The organism is Actinocrinis sp. (assembly GCF_035946395.1).
Taxonomy (GTDB): Bacteria; Actinomycetota; Actinomycetes; order Streptomycetales; family Catenulisporaceae; genus Actinocrinis.
Map to the genome: position 1 here is coordinate 1 of NZ_DASYZI010000076.1, position 16,652 is coordinate 16,652.

Below are 16,652 nucleotides of genomic sequence, written 5' to 3' on the forward strand. Positions count from 1 at the left end.
GGTGACGATCGCCACGTCGTCCACGACGCCGACCGGGAACTACACGGTCAACGTCGTCGGCACGTACCCGGGTGGCTCGCCGACCCACAGCGCGTCGTTCACCCTGACGGTGAACGCGCCCAGCACCGGCGGGATCGTCAACGGTGGTTTCGAGACCGGTAGTTTGTCGGGTTGGACGGCGTCTGGTGCGGCGACTGGTGTGAGTACGACTGCGCACACTGGTTCGTATTCTGCGATGCTCGGTGCGACCACGCCGACCAACGGCGACAGTTCCATCGCGCAGACCTTCACCGTGCCGTCGGGCCAGAACACGCTGTCGTTCTGGTACGACGTCGTCTGCCCGGACTCGGTCACCTATGACTGGGCGACGGCGACACTGAAGGACAACACCGCCAACACCACCACCACGGTGCTCGCAAAGACCTGCGTCGCGAACTCGGGTTGGACCAAGGCGTCCTCCTCGGTCACCGCAGGCCACTCCTACACGCTGACGTTGACGTCGCACGACGACAACTACAGCGCCGACCCGACGTACACCCTGTACGACGACGTCGCGCTGTCCGGCGCCGCCGCGAACCCGATCGTCAATGGCGGTTTCGAGACCGGTAGTTTGTCGGGTTGGACGGCGTCTGGTGCGGCGACTGGTGTGAGTACGACTGCGCACACTGGTTCGTATTCTGCGATGCTCGGTGCGACCACGCCGACCAACGGCGACAGCTCCGTCGCGCAGACCTTCACCGCGGCCACCGGCGACAGCACCCTGTCGTTCTGGTACAACATCACCTGCCCGGACTCGGTCACCTACGACTGGGCGACGGCCACGCTGAAGGACAACACCTCCAACACCACCACCACGGTGCTGGCCAAGACCTGCGTGGCCAGCTCCGGCTGGACTCAGGTCAGCGCGGCGGTCACCGCCGGGCACTCCTACACCATCACGTTGACGTCGCATGACGACAACTACAGCGCCGACCCGACGTACACCCTCTACGACGACGTCGTAGTGGGCTGACGCTCACTCGCGGACAGCGCCACCGCTGGGCCGGAGCCCTCGCTCCGGCCCAGCGCCGTCCGCTGCGAGCACCGGGTTGGGCAGGATGTTGATGCGGCTGGTGTCGAACACGGGGCGGCTGGTCGTCTTCGCGCCGATTTCGACGGAGGCGAACAGGAAACGCAGCACCGCTCGCTTGCGCTCGTCCGGAAGCCGAGCCCAGGCGTCTGACGCGTCCGGGCCGGTGGCGACGCCGTCCAGGACGTGCGCCGCCTGCACGTCCACCTGGCCGTGACCGTTGCGGAACCAGTGTTTCGGCGTCGGGTCCTGTCCTGCGACCGGCCTGCGCCGCACCGTGACCGGAAGATCACAGTCGGCAAGGACGTCCCCCCACTCGCCGAGGATCTCCACGGCGGCTTGCTGCACGAACTGCTCCAGCGACTTCGCCGCGATGCGTCGGTTGCACTTTCCCGGGTGCGCCCGGTTCATCGAGGCGCACGCGTACATGCGGTAGCCCGCGATGATCGAGCCGACCATGTGATCCCGGCACTTCTCACACAGCACGAGCCCGGTCAGCAGGTAGGCGGCATGCGGCCCCACGCCGCCGGACGCCGCGGCGCGGGTCTCGCGTTCGCTTTGCGCCCGCTGCCAGTCCTGGACACTGACGCAGGGTTCCCATGCGGCGTGCCGGTAGCCGTCCTCTGATTCGGCGCTGCCATGGAACGTCCGAAGGCCCGCGTAGCGCGGCGCTGCCAGGATGCGGCCGACGCCTGTGATGGTCCAGGTGCTGCCGCCGGCGGTCGGCACGGCGCGTGTGTTCAGGTCCCAGGCGATGGCGCGCAGGCTGTCTCCGGACAGGTAGCGGGTGTAGATCTCCCGGACCACGCACGCCTCGTCGTCGATCAGGGCCCGCATTCCCGGCTCGTACCCGAAGGCGCGCAGCCCTCCACCGTGCGGCCGTCCGTCTTGCGCCGCCCGATGGTGCGCGCCTTGCGCCGTCTGCGAAACCGACGCGGACTTGCCGTGAAGCCGGCGGGCCTGTTCGAGGGCTGACGCCACCGCTTCGGGCCCTGAGAGATCCAGCCGGTCGCCGAAGCCGTGCAGCGGCACCGCACGATCCCGCGCCGTGAGCAGCAACTCGATGGCGTCGGCCGCACGGTGCTGGACCAGCGTCGACGGCCGGAACACGACCGCCGCGCCGACCCGGCCGCCGCGGACCGCCGCGAGCAGGCCGGCCCAACCCGGCCGGTCGGCCCGCGGGGTCCAGACCGAGCGGCGCCGGTCCACGAAGACCAGGCGGGCCGCAACGGTCAGCCCGATCGACGCGGCGTACTCGCGCCCCAGCCGTTCCTGAACGTCGATCGGCGTCTGATCGGTATCGTTCCTGTACGGCACGCAGCAGTAGAGTGCGCCGACCGTGAGCGGATCGCCAAGCGCATTCATACTGAAAATCTACTACTGCCTATAGTACTGATGAAGCATTTCGCTGCTTGTCGTCGTTCCCGTCCTGCTCAGATAAGCTGCGGCTGTGGTACTGCGACAGCTCGGGGAACTGGAAGCCCAGGTGATGGAGCGCATCTGGCGGCGTGGCCGCCCGGTGCTGGTCCGTGACATCGTCGAGGACTTGAAGGCCGACCGGCCCCTGGCCTACACGACGGTGATGACCGTCATGGACAAGCTGCACCGCAAGGGCTGGCTGCGCCGCGCGCCGCAGGGCCGTGCGTACGTCTACGAGGCCGCGGCTTCCCGCGAGTCCTTCACCGCGCGTTTGATGCGTGAGGCGTGGGCCACCAGCGAAAATCAGGCAGTTGCGTTCGTGCACTTCCTTGAACAGCTCTCGCCGGAGGAAGCACGGGCTCTGCGAAGAGCGCTGGAGATCTGTCCGCCGGACGCCGGACCGTGATTGCGGCGCTCATCCTCGGAAGCTACGCCGCCACCGTCGCGCTCTACGCGCCGATCGCGCTGGAGCGGTACTGGCCCGCCGACCGCGCGGCACGCCTGACGGTGCTCGTGTTGCAGATCCTGACGTGCTCGTTCCTCATCGCCGCCGCGACCAGCGGGCTGGCCCTCGCGCTGACCCTGATCGATCAGCTGGCCAGCATCGATCCGGGCGTCGACGCCTGCGCCGACCAGTTGCCCATCAACGACGAGTCCCCGGTCGGGCCGCTGATCGGCGATCTGGGGCTGGTGGTCGCCGCCAGCCTGGCCGCGCGCATCGTCTGGTGCCTGCTGAGCACGTTCGGCACCGCGCACCTGCGCAGACGCGAGCATGCCAGAGCACTGCGGATCGTGGCCACCCGCGACGTCGAGCGCGACATCCTAGTTCTGCACCACGACGACCCGGCCTGCTACTGCCTGCCCGGCCGCCACGGCACCGTCGTCGTCACCTCCGGGGCACTACAGCGCCTCAGCCCCGCTCAGCTGGAAGCCGTCCTGGCTCACGAACGCGCCCACCTGGCCGGGCGGCACCACATGGCGGTCGCGTTCGCGGTCGCCGTGCGCCGCGCGATCCCGGGCATCAGGCTGCTGGCATACGCCGAACGCGAGACCCGGCGCCTGGTCGAACTGATCGCCGACGACGCCGCGGCACGCCAGTCCGGTGCGTCCACGGTCGCCGCGGCGCTGGCCGTCATCGGCGTCGGCCGGGTTCCGGGAACCGCGCTCGGCATCAGCTCCCGGGATCTGCCGCCCGCCGTGGCGCGGGTCGCCCGGCTGGCCGGCGCGGATCGCGAACTGCGCGGACGCGCCTGGGCACTCAGCGTGGTGGCCACCGTCGCCGTGGCGATGGTGCCGATTCTGCTGGCCGCGGTCGCGGTGATGACGGTCACTTGGCACTGTCCGCAGGGCACTGACAACGAGACCCCGCAGTCCGCCAGCCTCTCCAGCCCACTGAAGCGGCAGCCACAGTTCAGCGGCAATCAGGTAGGCGCAGATATCGTGGCCGTCACGCCATGAGCACACGTAAGCGCTCATAAGCGCTCTCCTACGCGGGCGGCACCGAACCGCATGCCGAGGCCTGGAAGACTATGGAGCGCCTCGCGCAAATGGGTGATGCCAAATCCGGGCTCACCAACGCCAACGCTCAAATGGCACACACCGAGACTTGCGAGCGCGAGACCTTCGGCACGTGGCTTCGTCGTCGGACTTCCCAGCTTGCGGTTCATGCACCAAAAGCCGTCTGCTTCCGGCCATCGATACATGCGGATCAGCTCTTCGACATCTGCGATGCGAGGTCGGTGGCGCGTCCGACACGGCTGGAGTAGCCTGCCGCCGCTCATTGCTTGTACTGAAGCTCTCGCACCGATCGCAGCCCCCGAGGACGCCGCCATGGGCATTATGCCAACATACTGTCAGATCTGTGGCCTGCCGGTGAACTTCGACCACTACCTGCCGCAGGACGACGGGACGCTGTACATCTGGCGCGGCGACGAGGGCGAGGGTGGGGACGAGGACGAGGACAAGGCACGCGAGCCCGCGATCGCCTTCGGGTCGCAGCACGCTTGGCTGCGCCGCGCGGTCGGGCTCGACTTCGGCGACGGCCCGGCCGTCGAACCGCCGATGGAGGGCGAGGTGCACTCGGGCTATCTCGAACCCGACGACGAGCAGCGGGAGGGCCAATACGTCATGGACGGCGCGTTCGACGTAGCCGCCGTGCACCGAGCCTGCTGGGTCCTGGCAGGCCATCCCGACAGTTTCAAGCCGCTCGAACACCTACAACTGCCCGAGGCCGAGGAGCCGTACCGCGGGCAGTTGTTCGAGTTCGCGGCCTTCGTCGCCGACGGCCATGGCTGGATGCTGGTCGATCCGGACGAGGACTCCCCGGACGGTCGACACAGCCGTCAGCGCATCATCGCCCTGCTTTCGTGAGCCGCTTCGTCAGGTGAACGGGATCCACGCCACTTGGTGCAGAGTGCTCAAATCGCTCGCCATGACACCTGCGGCTGACACGGTCCACAGCTCCGAGCCAATGACGAGCGAACGCTCGATCGGCGCGTATCCGTATCCGTAGTCGTATCCGTAACCACCGTTCCCGCTCCCGTTTCCATTCCCGTAGCCGTAGTTGGAGCCGCGCGCCGCAGGCTGGGTGACGAATCCAAGTTCGGAGATCCCTGAGTCGTCGATGCGCAGGACGAGCGCCCCGGACTTCTGTCCGACCAGACCTGGTGCGGTCCCACCGGTCGCTGGCGCGCCTCCAGCCATCGGCGATAGGCCCACGGCACCGGACACCTGGAGCGGGACGACGACCATCCGAGCGGCCGGCCAGTACAGGAACGCGTGAGGATCGAATTCGGCCCCGGATACGGCGCCGGCGATGGCGAAGGTCGACAGGCGTGCCGGCGCGGTCGGGTCGGAGACGTCGAACAGTGAGACCTGGGCGCCGCCGATGTGGCCCATCGCGTCGGCTTCGCGGCCGATGCCGATCAGCCGCGTGTCCGACGCCGGGTGCAGGTACGCCGAGTAGCCGGTCAACGCGACCGCCCCGCGGACCGCAGGATGCGTGGGATCGCGCAGATCCACCGTGTAGAGGGGATCGGTCTGCCGGAAGGTGACGACGTACCCGGTCGGCCCGAGGAAGCGGACCGCGTAGATCCGCTCGCCGCCGCCAAGACCCGTGACCGCCCCAACCGTCCGCAGGGCCGAACCATCGATCGCCATCACGTAGACGGCCGAGGAACTGGGCTGCGCGCTGGGCGGTGGTCCGTCCGCAGCAGCCCATGACGTCCCGGTCGTCGTCGCGATCCGCAGGTGGCCGTTCCATTCGGACATCGAGTACTGATCGAGCAGGTATCCGGGGACGGCGCCGCCCGCAGCGTATCGAGGCGCTCCAGAGCCGCTGATTTCGAACCGATAGATCTGCGTTTGCGGCACCGTCTGCTTCGCACTCGCCGACGGTGCCTGAGCAAAGCCACCCACGCCGGAGAGCTGCCACCGCTGATCGTCCGCGATGTAGAGGCTTGAGTCCGTCCCGTAGACCGTGGTGCCGTCGGCGGCAATGGTCACGCCATCACCTGTACCGAGCGAGCCCGCGCCGAGGTCGAAAGTGAGCACGGTCAACATGTTCGTACCCGAATACGATGTCGGCCTGCTGATCGCGTCACACGGAACCCGGCCCGTGGTCGTCGTACCGCCGGACGTCACCTCGTAGTGCGGAAGCCACGCGTCGAGCCCCTCGCGGTCGATGGCGGCACGATTCGCCGTCACGCGCTGAGCGTCGGTGGCGCCACTCGGCTGCGGCGCGATCGGCAACCGTGCCTGCGACCGGATGACGATCCGGGCGACCGATCCGATCTGCCGTGCGTCGAGCTCGGAGCCCTCGATCGTGTACGTCGACACGATCGAGGGTTGGCCGGCGAGATCGACGAGTATCAACCGTGCGCCGGTTATGGACGGCTGAGCCCCATCCATCGTGCTGGGGACGCCGTCACCCGGGGCGCCGCCCTCGACCGCCGCCCCACCGGCAACAGCAGGTCCGCCAGCGCTCAGCAGCAGCGCATGATCACCACTCAGCAAAATGTCAGTGGTCGAGTACGCCGCGGATCCATCGGCCGCCGCGAGTGAGAGGCGTCCAGACACGGTCCGCGTCGAGGCGTCGACGACCTGGAGCACGCCGCCCGCGACCGTGAGGATACGGTGCCCGTCGGTCTTGACGATGTCCGGTTCGTCGACCCCGACCTCATGCGTGTTCGTACCGGAATAAGCCGGCGTCGAACCTGACGCCGAGGTGCCGGAGGACATCGACCCCGCAGCCCCCGCCGCCGGCCCCGCGGCGCGCGGTGCGGCCCCGGCGTTCGAGCCCTGAGCGCCAGCCGCTCCCTCGGCAAAGACGGAGGCGACCGTCGTTCCCGGCCCGCCATAGGGGCCGACACTCGCGTCGGCAGCCTCCCGAAGCCCGTCGAGCGCAGCGGTGCACCCGTCGAAAGCAACCAGACTCACCACGCCTGAAACCGTGGCCGAACTACCGACCAACGCGGCATTCCCCGTGCAACCACAAGCCAAAAGAAGGCAACCAGCGACGCCGAACGCGCGCCCGCGGCTGAATCGTCGTGTCATGCCGCTTGGACGGAGCCCAACGCGCCCCGGTTCCCGCGAACACCAACAGTGTTACTCCGCGACCACTACTGTCGGCGGCGCCCAGTCCTGACCGGTGCGTGACCGTAAGACCTCGCGATCGGACACTGAAGGAGTGCACGGTGGGCTCTGGACTACGGAGATTAGCTCGGCATGTCGTAGTGGTGCGGGGTTCGAACTCTGCCGGAGCTCTTTCGTCCGCAGGGCGGCAGGCGCAGGCACTCGCTCAGGTCGGCTGCGGCTCCAGGTCCCAATCGAGCCGTTGCCCGACCCGGAGGGCTCGGGTGTTGCCATGATCCTCGCCGAGTACCTGCACCAAGATCGGCATGACGTGGTCGCGCAGTTCGGTGGCCTCGGCGGTCCGATCGAGGGCGACCAGTGTGGCCACGCGATTGCCCTCCACAGCCAGCGCGTCCGGGTGCTGGGAGCCGAGTGTCTCCTCGAACGCCAGCGCCATGTTGCGCTCCAGTTCTTCCGCCTCGGTCAGGTGCCCGGTGCCGGCTAGGCAGTTCGCCAGGTTCGCCGTGGCGGCGAGTGTGTAGGGGTGGCGCGGCCCAAGCCGATCGGCGAAACCGTTGCGGGCTTGTTCGGCCGACTCCCGGGCCCTCTCCAACTGGCCGCTCTTGCGGGCGTAGGTCGCCAGGTTGTTGATGGTCGCCAGGATATAGGGGTGACTGGGGTCGAGCAGGTCCCGGTACTGGTCGAGCACCTCCCGGCCGATCCGCGCTGCTTCCTGCTGGTCGCCGTTTGCGGACAGGTCTGCGGCCAGGCTCACCGCGCACGCGAGCGTATCCGGGTTCTGCCGGCCGTACCTCTGTAAGTACCGTTCGTAGGTTTCGCGTGTCAGTGCCAGGGCTTCCTCCAACTGCCCGGCCTTGCGTAGCGAGACTGCCAGGCTTTTGGCGGTGCGCAGGGTTTCTGGAGAGTGTTCGCCGAGTACCTCACGATAGTCCGCCAGCGTCTGCCTCAGCCGGTGTACCGACTGCGCGTACTGGCCCAACTCCCGCTGGTCGCGTGCGAGGTTCGAATTGGAAAAGAGTGTGTACGGATGCATGGCGCCCAGGATCGCCCGTCGGTGCCGCACCGTCTCCTGGTCGATCTCGAGCGCCTTGGCGAAGTTTCCCATCAGCCGGTAGGAGACGGCGAGGTTGTTCGCGGATGACAACGTGCGCGGATTGTCCTCAAGGAAGGCGTCCAGGTGGTCCTGATAGTTCTTCAGGTCCATCTCCAGCGCCTCGTGAAAGCGCCCGAGTCCACGTAGATCGGACGCCAGGCAACTGGCGGTCAGCAGCGTGTGCGGGTGCCGCGCGGGCAGCACGGCGCGTTGCTCGGCCAGAACCTCCGAGTCGAGGTCGCGCGACTCGCGGAAGCGGCCCTGCGAGCGCAGCACGCTGGCGATCTGGCAGCGCAAGTTGAGCAGTTGGCGGTACAGGGCCAGGCCCGCCGTCGTCTGCCGCCCGAGCCGTTCCACGGATTCCGCCCAGCCACGGTCGAGATTCCGGCCGAGCTCCAGAGAGCTGCGATACTCGCCGGTTTTCCAGAGGAACCTGACCCGATCGACCAGCAGTTGCCTGACATGCTCCTCGGCGCACTCGATCGCGCTCGACGGAGTGAGATGCGGCCAGATGATCGAATAGCGCGGCCAGTTCTCCGGATCGTCGAGATCCCCCAGCGGCCTGGCTCCGGCCAGGATCTCGTGCACAGCGTGGACGCAGAAGTCCCTGTCCTGCTCGCTCAGCGCTTCTCGCACCGCCTGCTGCACCAGTCGATGGACCCGCAGCGAGTTCGTGTGCGAATCGACCTTCATCAGCGAGAGCATGACGATCTCCCGCACGACGTTGCCGATCACTTCCCGCTCGGTGACGAACTCATTGAGTGGCTGGAGCACCGTGATCATCTCCCTCGACCGCACCAGGTCCATCGCTATCGAGTCCGGATCCATGAACGCGCACAGTTCGAGCAGCCGCGCCGCGGCCGGGGCGCGCTGGCGCAACCGTTGGATCGCCAAGTTCCAGGTGGCCTTCAGCACCGGATAGTCGCGGGCACCCTCGGTGAGAACCTTGCCGGCCTCCTCGGCGAGATCTTCAAGGTACTGATGTACCGGTGTGCCGCTTGAGGCCAGCCATGCTGTCGCACTCTCCACGGCGAGTGGTAAGTCTCCGACCATCTCGGCAATGGCGGAGGCGTCTTCCACCGACAAGCCCGCCACTCGCCGGGTGAGATGGTGAACGCTCTCGGCCCGCGAGAATACGTCCACTTCGAGAGAGTTCGCGCGACTGACCCAGTCCTGGTTGCGTGAGGTGATGATGATATGGCCGGTACCGGCGCTAGGCAGGTCTGGCAAGTAGGGGTCCAACTCACGTGGGTTCACTGCGTTGTCGAACACCAACAGCCAGCGGTTGAACGGTTCGCCGCGCCGCAGCGCCTCGCGCGTGGCCCAGTCCGCGTCCGGAACACTGTCACCGGTGGGCAGGCCCAATTGGCGAGCGAGCAGTGCGAGCGATGTGCTGATGAAGTCGGCCTGCTCGGCCTCGATCCACCAGATCAGATCGTAGTCTGACTTGAAGCGGTGAGTGTATTCCAGAGCCAACTGGGTCTTGCCGACTCCGTCGAGCCCATGTAGTGCGACCGGGAGAATGACTCCGGAGGAGGTGCCGACAAGCTGATTGCGCAGTTCCTCAAGCAGCCCGCCGCGTCCGGTGAAGGTGGCATTGCGCCTGGGCGCGTTGGACACTCGGGGGTTTCGGCCGGGGAAGCGGACTGTCTGGTGGTCTCGCTCGGCCTCCGGCGTCTCGCTCTCCGGCAGGCCAAGGCCGAGCATCAGTGCCGCGGCGGCCTTGCGTTCGTCCAGGCCAGCAAGGTTGATGGTCGGAACTCTGGCGGGTGCGAGGCCTGTGCGTATCTCTGATACAGCGGCGAGGGCCAGCAACTGCCCGGCTCTGACCAACTCGCGGGTGGCCGAGGCGCCGGGCTCGACACGCATGGCTGCGGCGGAGACCACCAGGATTGCCCTGGTGTGCGGATCGGTCGTTTGCTGTGCTACCGAGTCGACGCTCAACAAGCGGATATGTGCCGAGATACGGACTTGTCGCAGCAGGCCGACCACCCATTCTGCCCACATGCGGACCTCGGCGGTGTAGAACACCGCCAAGCCGTCGAGCGCCGACGCGCGGCGGCTGAACTCGTTCAGGATGGCTAACCGCCGCTGCTCGGACAGCGGCGGTAGGTTGGTGACCGATCCTTCCGTAAGTACTGAGGTCAGGCGTTCGTAAGCTGCGAGTAGCGAGGTGGCCAGACCGGCGGGGTCGCCGAACGCTGCGAGCGTCTCCTCATACGCGTAGAAGGGGCGGTACGGGATCTCCACGTTGCCCCAGTACCGAGCGGCCTCAAGCGCGTCGAGCTGCTGCGGAAATCCCTCGAATCGCTCGCGCGCGGCGGCTCGTCCGAGGTCTGCCTTTTCCTTCTCGCCTTCGTCCACGCGCATAGGTACCGGCAGCACCCTGATGGAACGGTGGTGACTTCGCGCTGCGACGGCGCGCGCGACATCGACCGCACCCTCGATGCTCTGATTGCTCAGAGTGAAACAGTCCACGAGCACGTCAGGGAGATGGAGGGTGCATATATCGGCTACGTCGCTCAGGCCCGTGCGGCTGTCGATGAGTGCGTAATCGTATTGGTATCGCATGTCCTCGCGCATGGCGTCGAACAGCAGTCCGCCGCCGAGCTGATCGTAGAAGTAGTCCCAGTCCAGGCTCGCGATCGCGACAGAGTAGTCCCGGTTGCGCATTCCGGCGGACAGAAAGTGGATCTCGCCTGTGCCCGGGAACCTCCACTGCAACTGGATCGCATGGTGCCGCACCAGCGCGTTCTCTTGGTGCCATGCGTGAGGATCGACAGCCGGGTCCTCGGTCGCGGCCTGTTCGAATTCGCGCACGATGTCCACTATGCCCTTGGTGGAGTAGAGCAACGTGGGGTCGAGAATCGAGGGTGGAAAGTAGCGGTGGAGACCGGGCGACTCCAGATCCCAGTCCACCACGAGCACACGCTTGCCGTTGGCGGCGAGAATCCACGCCACATTCGCCAGCGCCATAGTGCGGCCGGCGCCACCCTTGTACGAGTAGAACGTGACCACGCGTCCGCTGTTCACCGGGTGTTCCGCTTTCATTGCGATCCTCCTCACGAATTCCCGCCGACTGGCGGCGCAGAGGTTCCGGGATGCAGGCGGGGCCGCTGCGGCGGCGAGATGCGCAGTCGCGGCCTCGGCATGACGTTTCTGGGCGGGAGGTCTGAACGAGAGGCTTTGACGAAGGTGTTCCAGGCGAATTCGACGACGGATGGTAGTGCGTGTCCTAACTCGGCGAGCGAGCCTAGGTCACGTGTGGCGCTCCGTGTGGTGCGGCGCCAGGAATCCATGCCGCGCGGCATGGTGAGTTGGAGCTTGGCGCGCAGCATTGCGGCATGCTCAAGCGTCTGGGTATCGGATCGGCTCCACAACACCATGGCTCTAACCCACGGCCTGCGCAGGCGATCCAGTTCAGCGATGCGCGCGGCGCCGACCGGGTCGTAGGCCATCCAGGGGTCGATCAGAATGATTCCCGGTCCATCGGGATTATCCATAGGATCGTCTGCCTCTGCCTGACTGTCCCCGCCCGGCTCCGCTTCTATTCGCCCCAGGGCCTCGGCATGCGCGCGATCCAGCGAATTGATCACAGGGGTGTAGCCGAGTTCGCGGGCAAGATCCTCGGTGCGCGGGAGCAGCGGAACGTCCGAGGCGGGATGGTATGGGTTCCATTCATCCGGAAGGCGGCCATAGAATCCGCTCTCCCGGCTCGGCGGCAAAGAGAGGCTATCGAGCGCCGCCACGGTGATGTGCAGGCGTCGCGTCGGCGTGACGTTGGCCTGTTGCTGGGGGAAGAGCGGACTGACGTCGCTGAGGTCGACTACCGGCCCGGGCGGTGGGGCGCCCTCGCGGGCAACCGAGTCCAGATGCTCCGCGAGCCTGATGACCACCTCAAGGTAGGCGCGCTTGTCGAGACGAATGAGCTCGAAGAGGCCGCGTTCCAGGTAGCGGGTATTGTCGACGAGTGGGGCGAGCTGGACTTCCGCCGCAGTGGCAGGCAACTCGCCGGGCAAGGGTTGCCAGAGCACCGGTACGATCGCCTCGTTCGGTACGCCTGTCTGCGCCAGGTGGGCCATCTGGCGCTCGCGGAAAAGTGCCCATTCCCTGCCGCAGAACTCCTTCCTGAAGTAGGCGCGACTGTATAGCGGCACGAAGACTCGGCAGGAGGCCAACCGCTCGGACAAATGTCTACGCCAAAGCGTGCCGTTCTGCATCGCGTCGTCCATGAACCCGGGCGGGCCATACTCGTGCCAACGCTGGTCGAAGTGGACAAGCTCCATACACAGGTCGCGATAGAACTGCTTGACCCAGCCGTCGGGATCGTCGCCGTCGTCGAACAGCCGTGGCGTGTGCGCGTAACTCAGAAAGAAGCAGGGTCCGAATACGGGAGACTGCTCTTGTGCGCCGCCGCTGCGTGGTGGCGGCCCCATACGCCCCTCCCACCCGACCGGTCAGGTCGTCTGTCTGTTCACTATAGGTAGACGGAGCGACCGCCGCGAGAGAAAGGCCGGGCCGGACTTAAAGCAGCATGCTCATTCAGTGCACGGCCCGGATACCGATGTTATTACCGCCGTTAGGCCGTCGTCGCGCGCTGAACGGCGCTGACGTATGTCTGCCGGTGCTGTCGGGCTCGCAGATCGGCGGCCACCTCGGCGGACGGGCTGACCGGCTCAGCCAACCACAGTGTGAGAGTTGCGCGTATACCTTCAATGAACGCTCGCCCGGCTGGCGTGAGCGAACCGTTTGCCGCCAATGCATCGACGGCATCAGTCGTCTGGCTTCGCCACCTTGCGAACTGGATCTCTGCGGCCGCGGCTTCGCTGCCCGTGTCCAACTGTCGGCGCACGCGCCAGAAGTCAGTGACAGCGACGTGGGCGTAAGTCCCCTGCAACAGGCCCCCCAACGGCCGGGGGTCGTTGCACCACGGAGCGTAGTAGAGCTTTGAGTCCGACTCGTCGTAAAGGTCGTAGAGGTCCAGCACCGCCCCGAACTTGGCGTGCTGAAACTCGTGGATGAGCAGCAAGGCGAACAGATCCGCCCGATCCGGAAGCGCCATGCCAACCGCACCGAATGCCTGACGCGCCGCTGCGCTGACCTTGTGGCCGTCCGGGTGCGCTGCGAGCGGAGTGATCGTGGTCAGCCCCGCGGCCAATCCCGGCGCGTACGCGGCGTGGTCATCCAGGATCAGGCGCCAAGCCGTGTCGAAGCGGTCCTGCCACGCAACACGCGCAGCCTGCGACAGCCGGTCTGAAACTTGCCATTGGTGGCAATCGCGTTCCGGGTCGGTATCCTCGATGCGAGCGGCAAACCCCCTCGAATTCAACATCGTGATGGGCTGCCAGCGCTCTTCGACTGCTTTGGGCAACTCGACTGTCGAGTCTGTGGGTACTGTCCACAGCGTCCGGCCGACGTTGAAAGAGAGCCTATCCGGGGCAGTCCTGACTCGGACCTCCCTCATACCTTCGTCGATCAGGAATCTCCCGAGGCCCGGCAGGTTCACTGCGCCGCTACGGACCGGGATGGTGAGCTCTGCCTCGCTTCCGGCTCGTGAGGTCGCCGTGAGGGCGAATGCGGCGAGATGCCCGGCCACCGAGGAATCGGTGGCCCCGGCGATGATCTTTGCGGCCCAGGCCCGGAAGTAAGGGTGCGTAAGCGTGACCGCGAGCTCAGCTGGAGCGGTCGCATCGAGTGCAAGGAGCGATTGCCACGCCACGCGGGCATGTGCGTTGTGGCTGGCGGCGCGAATTCCGGCCTCTGCGAGGAGCAGCCGATTGATGCTGGCCTGGGCCTGAACGAGTTCTGCAACCGCGGCGGCACCTCCGAACCCGGTTTCCAGTTCTCGCAGACTGCCAGCAGAGATCGAAACGGGCTGGCGTGGTGCGCCCTCGAGTGTGACAGCGCGTTCGGTCCGCGCAATGTACTCGATCAGATGGAGAAGATCGGCACAATACACGGATGAATTGTCGAAGCCATTACTGCTGCGATAGCGATGAGGGTAGTAGCCGCCACCGCACGTGGTGACCACGGGACAAGCGCGGCACTGGGCGCTCAATCCGTCGAGCCCTCGGCGCCTGGACATCATTCCCGGATGGTCCGAGGCGGCATCCAGGTCGTTGTGCAGCACCGACATGCCGGTAGCCGGTGCGCCTTCGAACGCGACCTTGAGTGAGTCGACCTGCTCGATGGATCCGTCGGTCTCGATGACGAGCAGGTCACTCGGTTCGAGCCCGATGGCCTCAGTCTGTGACGGCCCTCCAGCGAGCATGGAGGAGACTGAGTCGAAGATGCGGATGCCGAAGGGTTTCCCGTCGCGCATCCAGCGTTGGTGGATGCGAATGAGCCAATCGGCATATGCGGTGGATTGTGGCAGCCCGGTTTCCGGTTCGAGCGGGCGCGGTGGCGGGCTGTCCCAGGTCGCGTGTGGCAGCAGCAGATCGATCCGCGGTGGTTCTTCGGCTTTGAGCGCGTCGTAAACCGCTACCGGGTCGTTCATGATGTCGACAGTGCACAGAATGCCGGCGTAGAGATGCCGGTACTCGGGTTGCCGCAGCAGCGCGAGCGCCTCAAGGACGCGCGGATGGCTGGTGCGGCCGTTCGCGTAGCGGCGATGACGGTCGTTGGCGGCGCGATCTCCGTCCAGGGAGACACCGACTGATACGCCATGAGATGCGAACAGATCGCAGAAGCCCCGGTCGAGCAGAACCCCGTTCGTATGGATCCGTAGATCCACCGTGGCGACACCATCGAGAGGACGGCACAACTTCTCGATCACGGCACTGAGGTGCTGCGCACCGGCAAGAAGTGGCTCACCACCGTGGAGCACATATTTTACTGAGTCAAGGCCATGCGTACGTGCATGGTGAGCGACACGTTCACCGATCAGATCCGCAGTCTCCAGAGCGATGACCCGAGGCCTACTCCGCCAACTCTGATCCGCGGATTCGTACATATAGCAGTGATCACATGCCAGATCACACCGACTGTGTACCTTGATCACGAACTGCCGAAACGGCATTTCACTAGATGCCATGGCCTGTCAACCCGGCGTGTTTCGCAGAATCAACTACTACGCTACTGCTGACTCAACCTCAGAGGGAGGCGTTGAAGGATGCGGCCTGAATTCGAGCTGAGTCCAGAGTGGGAACAATCCGGCGCAGCGAATCATTGCTAGCTTCACTAAGCTCCCTGAGCGAAATGGATCGGACGTCCACCAGGGAGGATGGCACCTTCGACTTCGGCTCGGCGATGGATTCCATTCTAGCACTCCAGAGAGAATGAGCATGCAAACGACAATTAGGGATCAATCAGAGAAAAATCACCTGATGCAGGATTCCAAATGTGCTGGAAGAAGGCGAGTTCGACAGAAGCCTATCCCGCCTCGCCCTGCACACCTTGGAGCGGAGCCCTACCATGGCCGGAGGTCACAGTAGCACGTTCGAAAGAACGCTGCCCACAGACCGAACACCGCGGTGACTCCACGACATGCCGCTGTGTTTAGGCCATCCTGGGGGTGGCGGTCTGGCGTGAATACGAATAAATCATCCCAGGCTAAGACGAGGTGCTAAGTGTGGAGGTATCGTGATCTACTTGCAGGAGTTGCTCTCGGCCTCGATTGAGCGTTCGGATGCTGGTATATGAGTCAGCCGTCCGCGATCGACCAGCCATGGAGCGTAGCGATGTTAGTGCCTTACTCATGGCTTTAGTCTCCCCATGCTGTCACTTCCTGTGATGCCAGTTTGATGATGGCCGTGCATCTGGAAATAAACAGAGGCTAGTTTCTGCATATCATGGATAAAATAGTATAATTGCGATTTAACGTGCGAACTTACTCGGCCCTCTAAGCTTGACGTGAGATTTATCCTGCTCTTGCAGTGTGAGTGATAGTAGCTTCTGACTGTAAGATTGTATGCTGATGGAAGCTCTATTCATAACATCGAAATGCAAGTTCTGAACTCCTTCAATCCTGTCTGAAGTGGCCAGCTAGGGCCAAATACGACCTGCGATGACATCATTCGTGGCATCTTCAGGCCAGGGCAGTGCATTGTCCGCCGGACAGGTCCACGGCTGAGTTTCGGCTCCCGAGTCTTGGGTGGCAGCCCAGAGCTGACTGGGCATCAAGCACCCTCGTGGGCGTTCCTCTGGCCACGCTGGCTGTGCGGGTCGAGCCGTCGGTGGGGCGGTGGCCTGCGCATTCGTGGCGGTGGGGTGCGTGAAAGCGGGGTGAAACAGTGGTGAAGCTCGTTGGGCGCACTCTTGGTGCAGCGCGGCACATGGCCGCGGTCATGGAGGGGTGGAAGGAGCGCCATGAGTTCCATTGGCACTGGCACTCGCACTGGTGCTGGCACTGTGGCTGGGCTGGCGATCACGGTGTCCGGGCTGCGTAAGTCGTTTGGCGAGAAGGTTGTGCTTGACGGCGTCGATCTTCAGGTCGCTGAGGGGACGGTTTTCTGCCTGCTGGGGCCCAACGGGGCT

8 protein-coding genes and 2 pseudogenes are annotated in these 16,652 nt (G+C 65.4%); 5 read left to right on the forward strand and 5 right to left on the reverse strand.

What is annotated here, in order from left to right; genetic code table 11:
* Positions 1-1,012 (forward strand): annotated as a pseudogene (locus tag VGS97_RS05280) (hypothetical protein); the annotation flags it as partial.
* Positions 1,013-1,015: 3 nt separating this feature from the next.
* On the opposite strand, the gene VGS97_RS05285 reads toward VGS97_RS05280, so the two are convergent.
* Positions 1,016-2,434 (reverse strand): recombinase family protein, encoded by a 1,419-nt coding sequence (locus VGS97_RS05285; RefSeq protein WP_326852063.1) that lies wholly within the window; start codon positions 2,432-2,434, stop codon positions 1,016-1,018.
* 85 nt (positions 2,435-2,519) lie between these two features.
* Between VGS97_RS05285 and VGS97_RS05290 the strand changes: the two genes are divergently transcribed.
* From VGS97_RS05290 to VGS97_RS05300, 3 genes are all read left to right on the forward strand, one after another.
* Complete coding sequence (locus VGS97_RS05290; protein WP_326852064.1) at positions 2,520-2,894, forward strand: BlaI/MecI/CopY family transcriptional regulator; 375 nt, start codon at positions 2,520-2,522, stop codon at positions 2,892-2,894.
* Complete coding sequence (locus tag VGS97_RS05295) at positions 2,891-3,946, forward strand: M56 family metallopeptidase (RefSeq protein WP_326852065.1); 1,056 nt, start codon at positions 2,891-2,893, stop codon at positions 3,944-3,946. The genes VGS97_RS05290 and VGS97_RS05295 overlap by 4 nt, the downstream gene beginning before the upstream one ends.
* A 372-nt stretch (positions 3,947-4,318) precedes the next feature.
* The gene (locus tag VGS97_RS05300) at positions 4,319-4,858 is read left to right on the forward strand and encodes a hypothetical protein (protein WP_326852066.1); all 540 of its coding nucleotides are present in this window, start codon (positions 4,319-4,321) and stop codon (positions 4,856-4,858) included.
* Between the two features lie 9 nt (positions 4,859-4,867).
* Here the strand turns inward: VGS97_RS05300 and VGS97_RS05305 are convergent, their stop codons facing one another.
* The 4 genes from VGS97_RS05305 to VGS97_RS05320 form a co-directional block, all read right to left on the reverse strand.
* The gene (locus VGS97_RS05305; protein ID WP_326852067.1) at positions 4,868-6,928 is read right to left on the reverse strand and encodes a beta-propeller domain-containing protein; all 2,061 of its coding nucleotides are present in this window, start codon (positions 6,926-6,928) and stop codon (positions 4,868-4,870) included.
* A 358-nt stretch (positions 6,929-7,286) separates the two neighbouring features.
* A complete protein-coding gene (gene fxsT / locus VGS97_RS05310) occupies positions 7,287-11,225 on the reverse strand; it encodes an FxSxx-COOH system tetratricopeptide repeat protein (RefSeq protein ID WP_326852068.1) in 3,939 nt (1,312 codons plus the stop codon).
* Positions 11,226-11,236: 11 nt separating this feature from the next.
* Positions 11,237-12,610, reverse strand: coding sequence for a TIR-like protein FxsC (locus tag VGS97_RS05315; RefSeq protein ID WP_326852069.1), 1,374 nt, complete (start codon positions 12,608-12,610; stop codon positions 11,237-11,239).
* A gap of 143 nt (positions 12,611-12,753) precedes the next feature.
* Positions 12,754-15,210, reverse strand: coding sequence for an FxsB family cyclophane-forming radical SAM/SPASM peptide maturase (locus tag VGS97_RS05320; protein ID WP_326852070.1), 2,457 nt, complete (start codon positions 15,208-15,210; stop codon positions 12,754-12,756).
* 1,274 nt (positions 15,211-16,484) lie between these two features.
* On the opposite strand from VGS97_RS05320, the pseudogene VGS97_RS29415 reads away from it, so the two are divergent.
* A pseudogene (locus tag VGS97_RS29415) lies at positions 16,485-16,652 on the forward strand (ABC transporter); the annotation flags it as partial.

Bases quoted from the DNA above. Each gene is read 5' to 3' on its own strand.
- fxsT (WP_326852068.1), bottom strand. From the start codon at position 11,225: ATGAAAGCGGAACACCCGGTGAACAGCGGACGCGTGGTCACGTTCTAC.
- VGS97_RS05285 (WP_326852063.1), bottom strand. From the start codon at position 2,434: ATGAATGCGCTTGGCGATCCGCTCACGGTCGGCGCACTCTACTGCTGC.
- VGS97_RS05300 (WP_326852066.1), top strand. From the start codon at position 4,319: ATGGGCATTATGCCAACATACTGTCAGATCTGTGGCCTGCCGGTGAAC.
- VGS97_RS05320 (WP_326852070.1), bottom strand. From the start codon at position 15,210: ATGGCATCTAGTGAAATGCCGTTTCGGCAGTTCGTGATCAAGGTACAC.
- VGS97_RS05315 (WP_326852069.1), bottom strand. From the start codon at position 12,610: ATGGGGCCGCCACCACGCAGCGGCGGCGCACAAGAGCAGTCTCCCGTA.